This window comes from Clostridia bacterium, from assembly GCA_034926675.1.
Taxonomy (GTDB): domain Bacteria; phylum Bacillota; class DTU025; order DTU025; family DTU025; genus JAYFQW01.
Window position 1 is genome coordinate 140,402 of the sequence record JAYFQW010000006.1, and the last position, 18,013, is coordinate 158,414.

14 protein-coding genes are annotated in these 18,013 nt (G+C 59.6%); 3 read left to right on the plus strand and 11 right to left on the minus strand.

What is annotated here, in order from left to right:
* Positions 1-58 precede the first annotated feature (58 nt).
* The gene (locus VB144_02980; GenBank protein MEA4882620.1) at positions 59-1,270 is read left to right on the plus strand and encodes a LysM peptidoglycan-binding domain-containing protein; all 1,212 of its coding nucleotides are present in this window, start codon (positions 59-61) and stop codon (positions 1,268-1,270) included.
* 148 nt (positions 1,271-1,418) lie between these two features.
* Here the strand turns inward: VB144_02980 and VB144_02985 are convergent, their stop codons facing one another.
* The 10 genes from VB144_02985 to sleB all read right to left on the minus strand — a co-directional run bounded on the left by VB144_02985 (position 1,419) and on the right by sleB (position 12,781).
* Positions 1,419-2,738 (minus strand): hypothetical protein, encoded by a 1,320-nt coding sequence (locus tag VB144_02985; GenBank protein ID MEA4882621.1) that lies wholly within the window; start codon positions 2,736-2,738, stop codon positions 1,419-1,421.
* Between the two features lie 497 nt (positions 2,739-3,235).
* The gene (gene argF / locus VB144_02990; protein ID MEA4882622.1) at positions 3,236-4,204 is read right to left on the minus strand and encodes an ornithine carbamoyltransferase; all 969 of its coding nucleotides are present in this window, start codon (positions 4,202-4,204) and stop codon (positions 3,236-3,238) included.
* 13 nt (positions 4,205-4,217) lie between these two features.
* Positions 4,218-5,225, minus strand: a complete 1,008-nt coding sequence (gene amrS / locus VB144_02995; protein ID MEA4882623.1) for an AmmeMemoRadiSam system radical SAM enzyme — start codon at positions 5,223-5,225, stop codon at positions 4,218-4,220.
* 7 nt (positions 5,226-5,232) lie between these two features.
* On the minus strand, positions 5,233-6,633 hold the full coding sequence (amrA, locus tag VB144_03000; protein MEA4882624.1) for an AmmeMemoRadiSam system protein A: 1,401 nt from the start codon (positions 6,631-6,633) through the stop codon (positions 5,233-5,235).
* Positions 6,634-6,635: 2 nt separating this feature from the next.
* Positions 6,636-7,919 carry a UDP-N-acetylglucosamine 1-carboxyvinyltransferase gene (gene murA, locus VB144_03005; GenBank protein MEA4882625.1) on the minus strand — a complete coding sequence of 428 codons (1,284 nt, stop codon included), beginning with the start codon at positions 7,917-7,919 and terminating at the stop codon, positions 6,636-6,638.
* An 89-nt stretch (positions 7,920-8,008) separates the two neighbouring features.
* Positions 8,009-9,340: an N-acetylmuramoyl-L-alanine amidase gene (locus VB144_03010; GenBank protein ID MEA4882626.1), complete on the minus strand. Its 1,332-nt coding sequence runs from the start codon at positions 9,338-9,340 to the stop codon at positions 8,009-8,011.
* A gap of 117 nt (positions 9,341-9,457) precedes the next feature.
* Positions 9,458-10,066 (minus strand): methyltransferase, encoded by a 609-nt coding sequence (locus VB144_03015; protein ID MEA4882627.1) that lies wholly within the window; start codon positions 10,064-10,066, stop codon positions 9,458-9,460.
* Between the two features lie 82 nt (positions 10,067-10,148).
* Complete coding sequence (ypeB, locus tag VB144_03020; protein ID MEA4882628.1) at positions 10,149-11,573, minus strand: germination protein YpeB; 1,425 nt, start codon at positions 11,571-11,573, stop codon at positions 10,149-10,151.
* A gap of 24 nt (positions 11,574-11,597) precedes the next feature.
* On the minus strand, positions 11,598-12,053 hold the full coding sequence (locus VB144_03025; GenBank protein MEA4882629.1) for a cell wall hydrolase: 456 nt from the start codon (positions 12,051-12,053) through the stop codon (positions 11,598-11,600).
* Positions 12,054-12,073: 20 nt separating this feature from the next.
* Entirely contained in the window at positions 12,074-12,781 is a 708-nt protein-coding gene (gene sleB, locus VB144_03030) for a spore cortex-lytic enzyme (protein ID MEA4882630.1), read from the minus strand.
* Positions 12,782-13,071: 290 nt separating this feature from the next.
* Between sleB and VB144_03035 the strand changes: the two genes are divergently transcribed.
* Positions 13,072-14,070: an ATP-grasp domain-containing protein gene (locus VB144_03035; protein MEA4882631.1), complete on the plus strand. Its 999-nt coding sequence runs from the start codon at positions 13,072-13,074 to the stop codon at positions 14,068-14,070.
* A gap of 175 nt (positions 14,071-14,245) precedes the next feature.
* Here the strand turns inward: VB144_03035 and VB144_03040 are convergent, their stop codons facing one another.
* Positions 14,246-14,704, minus strand: coding sequence for a MarR family transcriptional regulator (locus tag VB144_03040; protein MEA4882632.1), 459 nt, complete (start codon positions 14,702-14,704; stop codon positions 14,246-14,248).
* A 249-nt stretch (positions 14,705-14,953) separates the two neighbouring features.
* Here VB144_03040 and VB144_03045 point away from each other — a divergent pair, with 249 nt between their 5' ends.
* Positions 14,954-17,983, plus strand: a complete 3,030-nt coding sequence (locus VB144_03045; GenBank protein ID MEA4882633.1) for a VWA domain-containing protein — start codon at positions 14,954-14,956, stop codon at positions 17,981-17,983.
* Positions 17,984-18,013 lie beyond the last annotated feature (30 nt).

The window sequence follows — 18,013 nt, forward strand, 5'->3', positions numbered from 1 at the left end:
ACGATATCGCTCCCAACTGCGTATAATGGGTCAGCAAATCTAGAGGTGGTGATGGCCCTTGGCTGACTGCAAGCCCCTCGTCCTCATGCGAGGCATGAACGTCATTCCTGTTGGCAATGTCCAGGAGCAACTGCACTTCAGGGGATTTCCCCTCGGAGAAGTCGACAACATATTCGGCATCAGGACTGAGTTGGCTGTGAGACAGTTCCAGGCGAGTGTCGGCCTTCCTGAGACGGGAATAGTCGATGCAGAGACATGGCGTCTCCTTTTCGATGGGCTCCCGCTTCCCGCGGATTCCTGCTGCCCCTCTGAACCAAGGGCCGCGTCCGGAGCAGCCCCCTCCGGCGTCAGCGGCAGTCCGGGAGAATCACCTGACCCAAGCCAGTCTGGGGTTGAGAGCGGTTCGCCGTCATCGGGAATGCGGCAGGGACTGTCGCTCCGCATCAGCCTTGCACAGCGTCGACTCTCTCTCCAGCAAGCCGGTGTGGAGATCGCGCACTATCCAGTGGCCATCGGCAAGCCATCCACTCCTACGCCTAGCGGCAACTGGATGGTGCTCAACAAGGCTCTGAACCCAGGTGGAGTATTCGGAACCAGATGGATGGGATTCACTAGGGTGGGGCATGGCATTCACGGGACCAACCAACCTCAGTCGATCGGGCACTCGGTGTCGAACGGCTGTGTGAGGATGTACACCCCGGATGTGGAGGCCGTTTTCGGACAGGCGTACGTGGGAACTCCGGTAGTGGTCTACGCCGGAGTTCCCGCACCCACGCCCACACAGGGCGCCTACATCGTCCAACCGGGCGACACTCTCTTCCTGATAGCGCGCAAGCTTGGAACCACTGTGGACGCGCTGAGAAGTGCTAACGTTCTCGTGAGCGACGCCCTGTCAGTGGGGCAGGTGCTGACAGTCCCGGGGTTCTCCGCGGCGTCTGCAACCACTGGCGTTGACTACATTGTACAGCCAGGCGACACCCTGTTCCTGATCGCGCGCAGGAAGGGCACGACAGTGCAGGCACTCATGGCAACGAACAACCTGACCAGCACGAACCTGTACGTGGGCCAGAGGCTCCGGATTCCCGGAGGGCCCAGATCTTCCGAGCATGCGCGGACAGCGAGCCCGGAATATGTCATCCAGGAAGGCGATACCCTATGGGGAATAGCCTCCGCCTTCGGAACCAGCGAAGAGGCGATAGTGGACCTGAACACCCTGATGAGCACGGGGCTGTACGCAGGGCAGCGGATACGAATTCCGTACGGTCTATGATGGGAACGAACGGACCCGGGGAAGAGAGCATGAGGCAACGAGGAGATCCGGTTCTCACCGGATCTCCTCGTTGATCGGTTGCGCTTCGATCGGCATCCATTCAATCCATGGCATGTCGGCATCAACCGGCAATCCCTGGATCGGGATACTAGAACGATACTTCCATGCCGGCGAAGACCTTGTTAGTGCCGATATTGTTGTAGGTGTAACCTAGGGTCACACCGTTCGGCGCGCCGTACTCGGCCTTGAGTTCCCGGCCTGGAGTTGGCTGGCCATTCGCGTCTGGGGCAGGGTTCGTGTCGAGAAGCCCCGAGAGGCGAACTCCGCTGAGCGCAGGGATGCCTGATGAGACCGATGCGTGGGCCACATGCCTTACGTCGTGGATGGAGAAGTTGGTGACAGTCATGCTGTAGTCGGCAGCCATTCGGATAGCAGGCATGACCTCACGCTCAGCCATGGCGATTCCCAGCCCGGTCTTGTTGGTGACGGTCTCAGCCGCGAGGTTCTGAGTGATTCGGTGCTTCGCCGATAGTCCGAAGCCCATGACGTTGGTAGCGACGGAGGCGCCGATAGAGCGCTCATCATCGAGCTTGCCGTCGTTGTCGGCGCCGAGTATCTCACCGTCGACCACGATTCCGAACCCGCGGACGTTAGTGGATACAGCTCCTGTGATGGCCGCTACTCCGTGCTCGCCTAGGAGAGGATCGTCCTCTCCTCCGAGCCTGTACTTGGGATCGAACTCAGTCGCGGTGCGCCTGTAGCCGGCCGTTGCGGTGATCCCGTAGGGCAGCCCGAAGGCGCCGCCGATCCTAAGTGCGCTTGAGTTGGTAGTTGTCTGGCCAGCATAGATTCCTTCGATCGCCACGTTCGAGATTGGCGTAGCGGCTGCGCTCACCACGTAGTTGTACTCGTCATTCGCTATCTTTGCAATCGCGGCATCGAGGCCAACTCCTGAGATCCTGCCCGCTGCGTGGGCGCCGCGCACTGGAACGCCAGCGTCCCATGCGTAGAATCCGTCGATCGCCATGGGCCCGAAGTTCATTCCCGAGACCGACACTCCATCGAGAATCTTGGTGTCGAGGATATACGGAGAGTACTCGATCTGAAGGTCTCCGAGCCTGGTGGCGACCACCGGGCCGCCTAGCCAGTATGGTCCCACTGCCTCGAGGTAGGCGGTGTCGATGGCTATGGCGCCTACTGGGTTCACTACTGAAGCGACGGTCTTGCCCGTCTCGGACATGAACGTCCACTCGATGGGCTTCAGTTTGATGACGCCCTTGACCGTCTGCCCACCAACGAGTCCAACATTAAGGGCGAGGTCGAGATCGGTAGTGAGCCCCGGACCCTTCCCGAAATCGTACCATACCTCTCCCTTGAGGTTGCCGCCTAGGCTGACTTGCGCGGCCGAGACAGGCAATGCGAATGCTGTGATCATCAGTGCTGCGAGTATTACTGCTAGTCTCTTCATCTGTTTTCCCCCCTGGGTTCCTTCGTTTGCTGTTGCGTCTGTTCTGCGGCTGTTCGTTTCTTACTGCATCTGGTCATGTCTGCTGCTTACTTTGGTGCGACGTGTGCTGCGTCTGGCCTCGGAGCCCACGGAAGTGTTCATGTTTTCTGCCGCACGCCCCTCTGGCACGAGTGCGATGTGTTGCGCCAATGGCATGTCCTCTCGGGATTATTGGGGGGGCACCTCCTTTCGCTCCCGTTTCCACGCCCATGGCATAGTTGTACCGGTTAGAGCAGGGACGAGTGATTCGCCATCACCTGTTCTGGGGTATCAATTCGATCCTCAGCGGGACGTTCCTGCACGTAAATGCGTGTTTGCGGCGTGTAACTTGTGGGGGGAGTGGACATACCCTCCGGTTATTCCATTGAGGAGGAAAAAGGAAGAAGGAAAGCCGTTCCGAGGCGGGGAGGCGCGCCTGGCGCGCGCCCTTCCCCGCCCACACATAGCAGCAGGGCTTCTTAGCTCATCACTAGAGCCAGAATCGCCTTCTGCACATGCAGCCTGTTCTCAGCCTCATCCCAGAGGGCGGAATGAGCTCCATCGGCCACCTCGTCGGTGATCTCCTCTCCGCGATGCGCCGGCAAGCAGTGCATCTCGATGCAGTCTCGCTTCGCATGATCGACGATATCCATGTTCAGCTGGTATGATGCAAGATCTCGAACACGTCTGTCGTGCTCATGCTCCTGACCCATGCTCGCCCACACATCGGTGTAGAGGATGTCGGCGCCTGACACTGCCTCGCGCGGATCGCGCACAATCTCAATGCGGGCCCCAGTCGCGGCGGCGTCGGCCCTGGCGGCCTCCACCACCGACGGGTTCGGATCATATCCTTCAGGGCATCCGCATGTTACGTGCATTCCCATCTTCGCGCCACCGTACATCAGCGAGTGCGCCACGTTGTTCCCGTCCCCAAGGTAGGCAAGCTTGCGCCCCTTCAGATCGCCCTTCTTCTCCATCCCTGTGAACAGGTCCGCCATCACTTGGCACGGATGAAGCAAGTCGGTGAGGCCATTGACAATCGGTATCGACGCCTCCCTGGCAAGCTCGATCACATCGCTGTGAGCGTAGGTCCTGATCATGATGGCGTCTAGGTACCGCGAGAGCACTCGCGCTGTGTCGGCGATAGTCTCTCCCCGCTTAAGCTGAAGATCGTTGGCATTGAGAAAGAGGCCGTACCCACCTAGCTGCCAGATTGCCACTTCGAAGGAAACGCGCGTCCGGGTGGACGCTTTCTGGAAGATCATCCCCAGGGTCTTTCCCTTCAGCACATGGTGGGACACCCCGGCCTTCTGCTCAGCCTTGAGCAGCGCAGCAACGTCCATAACGCGCATGATCTGCTCTGTGGTGAAGTCATGAATGGAAATGAAGTCCCTTCCTGAGAAGCCTCGCCCCAGCTCATCGTGGAGCAGTCCTGTCACCTTAGTCATCGATGCACCACCTTCAGGTTTGATTATGGGCGCACGCGGCTGAATCGAGCCGCACCGGAATGCCTCTGCCACATCTGGGGCAGGCCGCCTCCGCCAGGTGCACCACAACATGAGAATACCCGCGCCGCTCTATGAGCAGCTCACCACAGTCCGGGCAGACCGTGTCGTTTCCTCCCAGGACATCCGCGTTTCCTATGTACACGTAGTTCAGACGCTCCCTGGCCGCCTTTGCGCACCGCTCAAGAGTCTCCACTGGAGTGGCAGCCGCCGTCATCCTGTAGTTCGGATAGTATCTGGATATGTGCAGGGGTATCTCGGGGGAGAGCTCAGCCACCCACGAGGAAAGCTCGCTCATCTCCTGCTCGGAATCGTTGAGCCCCGGCGCCACCAGAGTCGTGAGTTCCACATGGCAACCAGCCTCATGCCAACAGCGAATCGTATCCAGAACAGGCTTAAGCGACCCTCCGCACACCGTGCGGTAGTACTCTTCAGTGAACGCCTTGAGGTCGATGTTCACAGCATCAATCAAGGGAATCAGCTCTGCCAGCGGGTCCGGGTTTATCTCGCCGTTTGTCACCAACACGTTAAGGAGCCCTGCCTCGTGGACCAGTGCTGCGCAGTCGTACACAAACTCGTACCACACGGTGGGTTCTGAGTATGTGTAGGCGACCCCAACCGACTGCTCGCCCACACTGAGCGCGAGTTCCGTGAGTTCCTCAGGGGTGAATTGCTTGGATCTCGCCGCCCGCTGCGATATCTCCCAGTTCTGGCAGTACTCACAGGCTAGATTGCATCCGTAGGTTCCGATAGAGAGGATGCCTGAACCCGGCATGAAATGATAGAGCGGCTTCTTCTCAATAGGATCAATGGATATGGATGTGACTGCCCCGTAGTTCTGGGAGACTATCCGTCCACCCACCATGGCCCGCGCTCGGCACGCCCCTACACTTCCTTCACGGAACCTGCACCCGCGCGGGCACAACCTGCATTCGCCCTTGGATTCCCGGACAGAAGCGTACATCGCCTCTCTACTCGTAGCGCTTCACCTCAAACCTGGCGTACTGAAGAGGCTCACCCGGACCGATGCCCGCCTTACGGCGAGCAATCGATACCTGCTGCTCCACAGAGTCCACCCCGTCGAGATCCGGCAGGAGGAGCCCAACACGGTCTCCACGCCGCACAATCACCCCGTACTTGGCAGGGTCTAGCTCCTCTGGCCCATCTATATCCTCAGGTTCTGAGAGTACATCCACTGAGTAAGCCAAGTCCGCCAGTTCCCTTTGCGCCACAGGCTCGAACCGCGGGTCACGGACTGCGGCGGATATCGCATTGCTGATTATCTCCTCGGCAATGCATGCCTGCATCGGCTCTGTAGTGCCGATGCATCCGCGCAGTTCACGGCCTTTGTGTATGGAACAGAACACACCCGCGCGGCCCCGCATGTTGGCTGGCAGAGGGTCAGGAGCATCAATTACCTGACGCCTAACAACGTACGCCTCCGCGGCATTCCTGGCGAGCGCCGCATGCGCGGATTCCGATCTTCTGCGTGCGTCAGCCCTCAGATGGAGAGCGTTGTTGAGCTCCCCTGCTCTACTGGCTTCACTCTGCCCGGATGGACGGAATGTGGCAACCGCGTATCCGACCCCGAACGGCCCCTCGTAAGAGTGAACCTCCGAGATCACATCGAGGCCATCAATGGCGCCAAGCATCATGAAGATGGCGCGCAGTCCACATTCACCGGCGGAGGCCACGAGCTTGTCATCGAGCCCTGCCAAAGCTGCTGCGTCCCTTGAGGAGAGTGCCTCCACCACCAGCGAATCGAACTGGGCTCCCCTAGGGCTGTAGCCTGCAGGCGCCCCTGGCGCGAGCGCATGGGACAGGTCGCCGCTGGCAATCACGGCAACTCGGCCCGATCCCGCCTCAATCGCCTCGCGGAGTGCGATTCCGAAACTGTAGAGCTCGTTCGGAGCGCCCACCCCCATGGCCACGGGGATCAGACGGAACTCTCGACAATGCTCCCAGATGTATGAGAGGGGCACAAGGGTCCCGTGGTCGAGCTTCCTTGGGATTCTCATGCGAATCATGGCCCGCTCATCAAGGAGCACACACGACACTTCGGCTGCCTCGGCATGATGCACCACGGACCGCGCCAGATCCAAGTCGCACTCGAACGAGAGAGACACGTCCGCGCCAAACTGTGAGAAATCCCCGCTGATCCGCGGTAGCCCGGTTATCGCTATGGCGTCAGCAAACACGGGCCCATGGGGGGATATCACCACCACAGTATCAGGCGCAGCGTCTGCAACCGCAGTCGCAAGCGCCTTCATGCCCTGCACAGTGCGGCTCGCCTTGGGCGTCTCGCTCCCGCCCACCTCAGGGATTATGATGGGCGGATGAGGTGAAAGAGCAGCCAGAACTAGTTCCCCCATACTCACTTCTCCTCTCCCACGGCGGAAGCATGTGTGGCCCCAAACCTGCTCACGCAGGCCCCCAATCGGTTCAGCTTGCCACAGATGCCCTCATAGCATCGGTCAATCTGTTCCACCCCTGATAGTGAAGTCTCACCCTCCGCCGCAAGCCCGGCCAGGATTAGCGCTGCGCCCGTTGCCGGGTCGACAGCCCTTACCATAGCTCCTGTGAGCCTCTCGATGCCCTCGATGATCAGGCTTCTGCTCTCCAGGCGCATGAGCGCGCCCATCCTCCTCAGCTCGTCCACCTGGAGAAAGCGATTATCGAACACCGACTCGGTGAGCACGCTGACTCCAGCGGCGAGAGACATGACCGCCGACAGTTGCGGCTGCATGTCGGTGGGGAATCCCGGGTACGGTCCTGTCTTCGTATCGCACGCTCTTATGGGCCCTGCCATGGCGAGCTCAACGTAGTCAGGTCCGATATCCAGCTCGGCGCCCATCTCCGCGAGCTTCGACAACACTGAATCGAGGTGGGTGGGAATCACGTCCATGACTCTAACCCTTCCCCTGGTGATCAGCCCCGCCGACAAGATGGTGGCTGCCTCTATCCTATCTGGTATCACGCTGTAGGTTACCGGAGACAGCGAATCGACCCCGTCGACCCTTATTGCATCGGTTCCCGCGCCGCGGATGGCGGCGCCCATCAACGTGAGGAAGTTCGCGAGGTCAACCACTTCGGGCTCCTTGGCGGCATTCTCGATAATGCTTGTCCCCTTTGCGAGGCAGGCGCCCATCATGATGCTCTCGGTGGCGCCGACGCTCGGGAAATCCAGGTATATCCTGGCGCCAGACAGGCGGCTCACGCTTGCAGCCACGTATCCGTGCTCCACGGCCACATCTGCTCCAAGCGCTCTCATTCCTTTGAGATGCAGATCCATAGGCCGCGGGCCGATTTGCTCGCCATCGGGCATAGCCACCCTCGCCTTTCCCGTTCGGGCCAGAATGGGCCCAATGAGAAGGCTCGATGCTCTGATCATCTTGCTCAGCTCGTAATCGGGTTCATGATGGATGAGCCTGCGTACGCGCACCTGGAGAACATGGGGATCGCTCCGCCTGACGCCCACCCCGATTCCCTGCAGGATCTGCCCCATCAGCCTGACATCCCCATTGTCCGGAACGTTGTCTATGGTTGTTTCGCCTTCCGCCAGAAGAGAGGCTGCCATCACTGCCAGGGCGGAGTTTCTGCTGCCCCCCACGCCTACATGCCCAGCGAGCCGCCTGCCGCCCGCCACCCGAAGCTCCACGTGCCACAACCTCCAGGCCGCAGCGGTTGATCCGCCGCATGTCAGGGATAGCTATTCTGCATGACCCGCCCCTAATCCTCTCGGAACGCCTATGATCGGAAATGGACAATCGACTGATTGCGTTCGAGAGGTCCCTCGATCTCTACGTGTCCGGAGATAGTATCCAGTAGCTTCCCCTCCACAAGCAGCACTACCTTCTTCACGTATGGGAACTCGGTCATCGTGTTCACGATGGAGTAGATCGTGAGTTCCTCGCCTCGGCTTCCGCCCCAGTGGTTCGCGACGAACTCAGCGCCTAGGTCGACAAAGGCCGTGTCGCCCTGGAGTCGCACTGACCTTAGAACCGTCCCCTTAGGGATCGTGGGCTGAAGTATGCTTTCCCTCCCAGGCCCAGCGATCAGCGCCCCCATGGCGGCAGAGAGCGCCCGAGTTCGCTCCATGCTGCGCAGGCCGGGAATCTCTCTCACCTCTGGCATAAGCGAGTCCTCGAAGTTGGTGGGACCGCCGAAATACAGAACCATCGAATCCGGCGTGACTTGAACAGGCGCATTGTGAGCGCCAGCAGCACTGGGCGCGCCCAAAACGCCCTCGGCGTCTTCAGTGCCTCCGATGTCTACTGGGCCATCCACTCCCACTTTGTGCACAAGCCCCCACTCATCCCCCACACCGGCGCCATCCGGCGCCGATGCAGCCTTGTCCGCGGCGGTCATCAGATATGCGACAATGCCATGGTGTATGGCATCTGCCACTCTCACTCTGTAGGCATGATCAGAGAGAAGCCGTTCCTCACGAGGATTCGAGAGAAATCCGACCTCCACCAGCGCAGATGGAGCAGCCACCTTCCGAAGCAGGTACATGTCGGCGGGTCTGGCGCGCCTGGTATTCGGGCCAAGACGCCGAACTAGCTCCGCCTGTATGTGCTCGGCCAGTTTCCTGCTCTCTTCGGAGACGGGGTTGTAGAAGGTCTGCGCCCCGGACCATTGCGGTTCGGGGAAAGCGTTCGAGTGTATGGTGACGAAGATATCTGGTTTCTCAGCGTTGACCAAGGCCGCTCTCTTGGCCAGTTCGGCACGTTTATCGGGGTTGCTGTTGTTCTCGCCGTTGCCCATGAGGTCATGATCATCGTCGCGCGTCATGACTGTGTACACAGCGACTCTGTTCAGCATCGTCCGCAGCTCTGTGGCAATGTGGAGGTTGATCTCCTTCTCCTTGATCCCCGTCTTTCCACGGGCGCCGGAGTCAGGCCCTCCATGCCCTGCATCGATGGCCACAGTCCGGCCACACACTACATCCCGCAGCGGAGCCAAGACCATCACCGCCCGAGTGGCCAGGAAAAAGGCGAAGGCGCTCAATATCACGACCGCCCCTATGCACGCTGCCGCCTGTATGGGGATCAATCTTTCCATTATTGAGCGTCTCACACCGCAGACCTCCGGCGGCGCTGGGCTCGCGTCCCGCGCCACTCAGAGGATATGCCACACCACTCCAGCGGATGCCAACTCAGCGGAATCCCGGCGCCAACCGGGCCCCGCAGCGAATCACCGAACAGCCCTTATGACCCTGTACCCGCCGCCGATCTCCGGCTCATCCGCACATCCATAGATACCGACAATGAACTCCCGAAGGGATCCTGCGCCCTGCTTTGTTCTGGCGACGGCGTAGAAGCGACCACCCGGTTTCAGCCGGTCGTGCGCCTCCTCCACAAGCCTGTGCACCACAGCCTTCCCGGCGCGTATCGGCGGATTGGCAGCGATCACATCGAACCGCCTGTCTTCAAAGGGAGCGAACCCATCTCCGCAAGCGACTACCACGCGGCCCACGCCGTTCCTCTCGGCGTTCAGCCTCGCTAGTCCGCATGCACGCTCGTTTATGTCGACCATCCATACTCCAGCACTGGGCACTGCTGCCGCGATTGCGATCCCCACTGCTCCGTAACCGCACCCAAGGTCGAGGAAGGATTCGCCATCCCTCACTTCGATTGCCTTCAATAGCTCCTCAGTTCCCCGGTCCACCCGGCCTTTGGAGAAGACCCCGGAGTCCGTTTGGAACTTGAGCGTACGTCCTCCTTTGGTCACGTAAGATACTGTCCTTACCTCATGAGCGGACGTGGGAGAGGCAGTGAAATACTGTTCAGGCAGTGCATACACCCCCGCGTTCTTCTATCCCTGGTATCCTGAGGGTGTCTATTTCGACAGACCGCCACTCCGTCCTCCCGAGAAACGCCGATTATCACATCGTCAGTTTCCCCTCAGGCGTCTTCACTATCTGCAGGAGCTTCTCTTCCCTGCCACTCTCGGCGTTCACGTACACAAAGAACTCATCCCCGTAGGAGGTTCCGTGGAACTCCCAGCAGAATGCCTCCGGCGCCGCTACTGTCTCCACAGGGATTACCGCCAGTTTGGCAGGATCACTGGCGACAAATCCCGGGCTCAGAAGCTCCTTGGCCTCTGTTGACTTCACTTTCGGCTCGGGCAGTTTCCTCGCCGTGTGAGACATGAAGTAGCCGGTGGCATCGTAGCCAATGACATCGCCGGAGTCCAGAGCCACCTTCACTTTGATCAGGTCCGGATAGACCAGCACGTTTCCCTGCTGATATATGAATGGTATCACCGCGGCGTCTGCCGCCTCAGAGACGAAAGTCGGAGTCATGCTGACCATCCCGACCTTCGCCAGGAACTGATGCGCCCGGCTGACGGCATCGTCAAGATCCAGCTTCTTCGGCGCGAGGTCCCTCGCAACATTCATCAGTGTGACATGGCCTCCCACTTTGGTCACGTCAACTACCGCGTTCGGCTTTCCGCTGTTCTTGGGAGCATCGAGCTGTATCCTGTAGGCGGGGATCTTGCTCCTGACCTCCTCTTCAACCTTCGCGGAGTGAGCCGAGGCATCGAATGGGACGAAACGCATGGCGATCTCTTTGGCCTGCTCTGCCGTTATTGGAGCGCCCGTGACCCCTACGGGTTTGCGGGCCTCGATGTGGTCGGAGAACGGCCCATCGTAGATCAGGGTCGGGAAGGTCTGAATCTGCTCGTCCACCTTGGTGAGGCCGTCTGTCACACCATCGACGGCCGTAGTGAGCTTCGCGCCTGTATTCCCTCCCCCGCTCTTCCTGACACCCGCACGCGCCTGTTCCGCAACTCGGACCCAACTGACCTTCCCGGCAGCGGCCTGCGCTTCCATCTTGGAAAGGCCGTTTGACAGGTCCTGAGACTGTGCCTTCATGTCAGACAGCCGTTTCCAGTCCTCTGCGCTCATCATCTGCTGATCCGCTGCCTTACGCGCTGTGGAAAAGGCGAAGTCGCTCACCTGAGTGAGGAATGCGGACGTCCTTACCAGGATACTTTGGGATACCGGAAGGCTATTCAGATTGGCCTGCGCATTCGACGCCTCTCTCCACACGTCGGACAGCGCCCCGACTCTAAGCCTTGGCGAGCCGGCGGCAAGGCTCTTTGCTATCGCGGTGCGCACATTGTCAACATTGCCCAGGAGATCGTAGAAGGCATGGAAATACTGGTTCTCCACTGCAACCTCAAGCCTTTGCTTCGCCTTCATCTGTGCAAAACCATACGTCAGGCTTACCACGGTTATCAACACCAAGAGCGCATATGGCCAATTGTTCGCGGATCGGCGCGCTCCAGCTGAATCATCCGCCATTCGAGATCACCTCTCCCTCCCGCCCTAACGGGCGAATACATGCTTCCCTATGCGCACCGCTATGCCCCTGCCCCATATCCATCCGGACACGGGTTTCGATGGGTTCCAGAAGAAAAGGCAGCCGTATGTCGGGTCCACTCCGTTTAAGGCATCACGTGCGGCCGACCTGGCCTGGTTGCTAGGTGAACGCCTCCATATGAGCCCATTCGACACCGATTCGAACGCAGCCGGCTGGAACACAACGCCCGGAACGGTGTTTGGGAACTTCGAGCTCTCCACACGGTTCAATAGGACTGCCGCCACTGCCACCATTCCCTGGTAAGGTTCGCCCTCCGCCTCCGCAGTCACCAGCCGCGCCAGCAGATCGCCACTTCCACCGCGACCCTGTGCGTCGGCGCCTGGCAGGCGATTCCATGCGAAGGCCACTGTTACTGCACATGCAAGCACCGTGATCGCCACTAGCCGCTTCACCCTGGTCATCATGACCCCTCCTCTCTCGCCTACCGTGCGAAGAGATGCCTTCCTATCTGCACTACGACTCTCCTCGTCCATATCCAGCCCGACACTGGTTTATAGGGGTTCCAGAAAAAGAGCGAGCCATAGCTGGGATCGAATCCATTCACCGCATCCCGCGCCGCGCTGTAGGCAACGCTGTCCGGGCTTCGCCGCCATATCAGTCCGTTCGACACGGATTCAAGTGCATGTGGCTGAAACACCACTGCCGACACACTGTGAGGAAACCCCGATGCAGCCACTCGGTTCAGGATCACAGCGCCCACTGCAACCTGTCCCCTATATGGCTCTCCCCTGGACTCTGCCGCAATCACCCGGGCCAGGAGATCCACTGAAGCGGCGCGAGACGGCATTACGTAGGCTCGCGCGGTCACAGACGGTGCAGGGGCAGTGAATCCGAAGCCCAAGGCGCGCCATGTGGCCCGCCCAACGACCCCATCGGCGGCAAGCCCGTTTTTCCGCTGGAATCCCCGAACTGCGAGAGAGGTTCTCGTGCCGAAGACGCCATCCACAGCGCCTCGATAATACCCCCACTGTGACAGTTTCCACTGGGCAAGCCGCACTGACGCACCGCTAGTGCCCCAATACAGCGTAGGTCTGGTTTCGGCGAATGCCGTGGCCGGTGCGATGAGGATCAGGGCAGCGATGCCCATCGCTGCCAGCACGTGTACAAGTCGCCGACTTCCTAGGCTCATTGCGCAGTCCCACCCCTGTTCTGGTTGGCTCACATGAAACTGCCACTATTCTCCCTGACGAAAGGCATTCGTATGCGCCGCATGTTCACCGGCGCCCACCCAGAAAGCCGTGAGAGCGCAGAATACCGCGCAATGCAGCGGTCTCGCGAGCAGTGCGCAGTATTCCTGCCCATCTCATCTCCAGGTGTTTGCAGACGGCGAAGTGCGGCTTGGACTAGACGTTGCCATGGCAGTATTATCAGTTTGACCCGGATAATCGCCGGACAAACATATGGGGAGCTGTGATATGAATGATGGCCACAGTGGGCATCACCTTCAACCTGAAGAAGGACTTTCCCCACGCCTCCGAAGGAGGCGGCCACGCTCCCGATCTGGCTGCCGAGTGTGAGGAGGAAGAGACGGTCGATACTCTCGCATCCTCGCTCTCGCGCCTGGCAGAGAAGGTAATGCTGTTCCCACACAAACCGGACCTATTGGAGAGACTGGACGAGGCGCGCCCGGATATCGTGTTCAACATCGCCGAAGGCTGGATGGGGCGTAATCGTGAATCCCTCATACCGGCGCTCCTTGAACTCCTAGAGATTCCGTTCACGGGCTCAGATGCACTCACCCTCGGGATCGCCTTGGATAAGGCCATGGCTAAGAGAGTGGCGGCCACGGCAGGAATCAGAACACCACGATCCATCAAGGTCAACTCCGCGCAGGGTCTTGATCAGATCGACCTGCCATTCCCAGTGTTCGTTAAACCCAACTCCGAAGGCTCAAGCAAAGGGATACGCGATTCCTCGAAGGTATGGAGCATCGAAGAGCTGCAAGAGAAGATCCAGTGGATACTCAGCACATACCACCAGCCGGCTCTGGTCGAGGAGTTCCTGCCGGGGCGGGAGTTCACAGCTGGAATCATCGGAAATGGCCGCCCGCACGTACTGCCGATAATGGAGGTATGTCCGGGTGACAGAGACGCCGCAGACCATAAGTTCGTGTATTCCTACGAGACGAAAAGCGAGAACCTAGAGCGGTTCAGAGTGCCAGCTCCGATCCCGGAAGAGCTGGTGCAAGAGATCTCCGACATGGCGGTGGGCGTGTTCGAGGTTCTGGAATGCAGAGACGTCGCGAGAGTGGACTTCAGGCTGAACAGCGCGGGACAGCCGTGTTTCCTCGAGATCAACCCGCTCCCGGGTCTGTCGAAGGTTAGCCTCCTCCCCCTGCAGGCGAAGGCCGCAGGAATGAACTTCGACGACCTGGTGAGCTGGATACTCAGGTCCGCCTGGTCCCGCTACTACGGTTAGCCCGCTCCATTGGGCTGTAGATCAATGCATGGGTTCTTGCCAGGCTAGCGAGAAGGCGCGTCACCTTCCGGGCGGACGATCGCCCTGGGAGACACGCCTTCTCAATGTCAAGCGGTCTTTTGTGGGCCCTGTTGTGGGCTACTTGATGTAGACCCATTCCGGAGTTCCCACGATCCTAACGAACTATATCGCAAGGCTCCACCTTAAGGAAGAACTCGTACAACTTCTGTGCCGCCCCTAAAGTCGCGACCTGGTCATCGGGGCTCAGGTCATGCAGGATCGCGGCGACCATCTCCGAATGGAACACCTCATGGAACCGATACGCATCAAGACCATTCGGGGTTAGGCCGACGAGAACGACCCGCCGATCTTGATCAGGCCTCACCCGAGTGACATACCCCTTGCGCTCAAGACGGTTCATGGAGGTCGTGAGAGTCCCCAGAGTTATGCCGAGCCTTGCGGCGATCTCCGACATTGACCTCCAGCGATCCGCTCCCACTGCCTCCAGCACGTGAATCTCGGTTATGGTGAGTCCTCCTGCGTAGGCCTGGTTGATGACTCTCTCTTCGATGGACAGGATCCTATTGAACAACTTCACCAAGACGTCGTTGAGAGCGCCAGAGTAATCCGGCATCTGATCAGCCTCCAATCCATCTCAATGAGACATAATCCTACAATGATTCTACGAGCAGCTGGGTGATCCTCCTAGGGGGCGGTCTGAGCAGACCAGGTGCGCGTCATTACTCGCCACGGTTCGTCCTCGCCGGGCTGGAACGTTGGAAGGACTTCCCCTTGGTTCGTCGAAGTTGACGCAGTGCCTTGCGCCTGTCCATTCGCACCGCAGCCGGCGCATGAGTCCGCTCGAAGGAGGCGCTATGTGATCATGAGAGCCAAAACGATGCCCGCAATCGCCGTTAACCTTGTCCTTGCGCTGTGCCTTGCACTATCAGGAGTGTGGGCAGTATTCCCATCTGCGGCACAGGCCGCAGATGCACCACAGCTCGCCGATGCGGGCCAGCGGACCTACATCGAGTTCATACTTGACTCCTCGGTGAGCATGACCGCTAAAGTCGAGGGGTTTAGGTCGAGAATGGATGTAGCCAAGGAGGTCATGGAGCAGCTCATCCGCGACCTTCCCGATGATCCGTCGCTGTTCATTGCACTCCGCGTGTACGGGGCAGAGCTGGCGCCGAATGCAGCCGACAAGCCGTGCGACGATACCGTTCTCGTGCAGGAATTCCAGCCTGTCGCGTCGGCGAGGAAGGGCATGATCGACATAGTGCGCTCGATCAAGCCGAAGTCCATGACCCCCATCGCATACTCCCTAGAGCTAGCGGCCAAGGACTTTCCAGAGCCACGCGATGCGCGAAATGTGATAATCCTTGTCACCGATGGCGCCGAAAGCTGCGGTGGAGACCCATGCGTAGTATCCAAGCGTCTACAGGACCAGGGGCTCATCCTCAAGCCATACGTAGTCGGGTTCGCCCTGAGCGCCAAGGAAGCCCCTAAGGTGATGTGCATTGGCGACTACTACGGCGCCACCGACACTCAGAGCCTCAAGAAGGCCTTGAACTCCATCATGGCGCAAGCCATATCCCCATCGATCATCGAAGTCCAGTCGTGGGCGGGCGGAGTGAACGTCACTTCCCGCACCGACATACAAGTGATCAAGCCCTCTGGCGAAGCCGTAGCGGCAGGTGTCACGGTAAGCGTCCCGTCAGCCGCTCGGGTCTCTCTAGAAGAGGGTGCATACACCGTTCGAGGGCGACTCGCCGTCGGAACAGAGATCATCACAGTGGAGCAGGCGGGCGTAGTCGCCAAGCCAGGCCAGACCACCAAGGTAAGGCTGGATTTCGGCACTCTTGAAGGAAGAGTTCGGATAGCCGCGTCTGCGTCTGGAATGGACGTAAGCGGCGAGGTCGACATCCGTGTCCTCAAGGATGGTGCTCCAGTCGCAGCGTCCTGGGCTGGAATCCCACCGAGCGCGCCGCTGCCGGCTGGTGACTACACATTCGTAGTCACCCACAGGCGCTACCCGGAACTAAGCCGAATAGTCGCAGGGTCGATCCTTCCTAATAGAGAGACCTTCCTGTCGGTCGACTTGGGTCAGCTCCCCGCAGCGCTCGAGGTGCGCGTCACCTACATGGGCGCAAGCATCGCGCAGCTGTGCCAGGTGACGGTGTCCGGTTCAACCGTGCAAACGCAGCGAATGCCTGGACCTGACGGAAGCGATGCGTTCCGCCTCACTACGAAACCGGGATCATATGATCTCACCGTACTTTACCAAGGCGAAGTGACGGTTGAAAAGGCAGTTCGTGGCGTGGGTGTCGCAGGAGGCGAAACCAAGCAGGTAAACGTGGATCTCGGCGACGTCCTAGGCGCCCTGCGGGTACGCGTGATGGCCGCTGGCCGAGATGTTACGTCGCAGGCCAGAGTTGTCGCATCCGGCGCCGCTGGACAGATCGAGCTTCCACTGAAGCTGGGAGTGCGCGAAGTCGCCGTGATTCCTGGAGTCTACGGCGCCGAAGCCGTCTACGTGGACGGATACCCAAGCGACGTCCAGGAGGCATATGTGAAGGCTGGCCAGGTCACCGAGGTCGTCATTGAGGTAGAGACGCCTGGAAGGATTGTCCTCATTCCGCTCGTCGCAGGCAAACCGCTAGCACCTGCGAAAGTGTCTGCGATGGCATTCCAGAGTGGCGCGGCAATGGGCGCCTTCAAGGTCCAGCCTGACAGGCTAGAGATCTGGCTGCGGGAAGGCACGTACGACGTTGTGGGAGAGGTCCACGATCCAGTCGGCCAGAAGCGCCAGGCCCAGGGCATCGTGGTCAAATCGGGGGCGACTACCGAGGTCAAAATGGATTTTGATCCCACGGGACTGCTTCAAGTTTCGGTTGTACTCGACGGAAAGCCATATGGCAACGCCAACGTCGGCATCTACCAGGGCGGCGATTTCGTTGCATGGCTCGAGCGCGTCGACAGCGTGAAGAGCGGCGTCTACCAGCTCCGCATCGGCGAGGGCATCTACGATATCAAGATCGACCCCCGCATGGATGGGATCAGCGAGAAGATCATTCGCGACGTCCAGCTCACCGGCGGCGCGACAACTGAGCAACGAGTGGACCTTGGCGGCGCGGGCACAATCCGAGTCACACTCACCCTCGACGGAAAGCCATATGGCAACGCCAACGTCAGCATCTATCAGGGCGGCGATTTCGTTGCATGGCTCGAGCGCGTCGACAGCGCGAAGAGCGGCGTCTACCAGCTCCGCATCGGCGAGGGCATCTACGATATCAAGATCGACCCCTGCATGGATGGGATCAGCGAGAAGATCATCCGCGACGTCCAGATCACCGGCGGCGCGACAACTGAGAAACAGATCGACCTGGGCGCGACGGGGCTCCTCAGAGTGAAGCTCATAACAGCCGGGAAGGCCTTCACCGAAGCAGACGTTTACGTGTACCAGGACTCCGACTATGTCACTACATTAGACTCCAAGGCCAGGGGAGTCTGGGAAGGCAAGCTCCCCGAGGGCGTCTACGAAGTCAGGATCGAATCCCGCGCTGACGGAATTCGCAGTAAGACGGTAAACGACATCGAGGTCAGAGGAGGCGGAACCACAGAGAAGCAGGTTGATCTCGGCGCTGGGCTTTCGGCCACAGTGAGAGTGATCGTCACACTTGATGGCAAGCCGTTCTCCAACGTTGTCGTGAACGTCATAAGCAGTGGAGAGTGGCTAATGGAACTGCCCCACATCGGGCAGGGCCGCTTCGAAGGCAGGCTCGAGCCGGACGTATACAGCTTCGAGATCCACCCGGACGACTACGGCACATACGATTCCGCCTTCCTCGATGACATCGACATAACTGAAGGCGCCCCTGTGGAGTTGAGGGTGCAGATCAAGAAGTACTGAGACAGCAGGCGAAAAGGAAGCGGGAGCGAC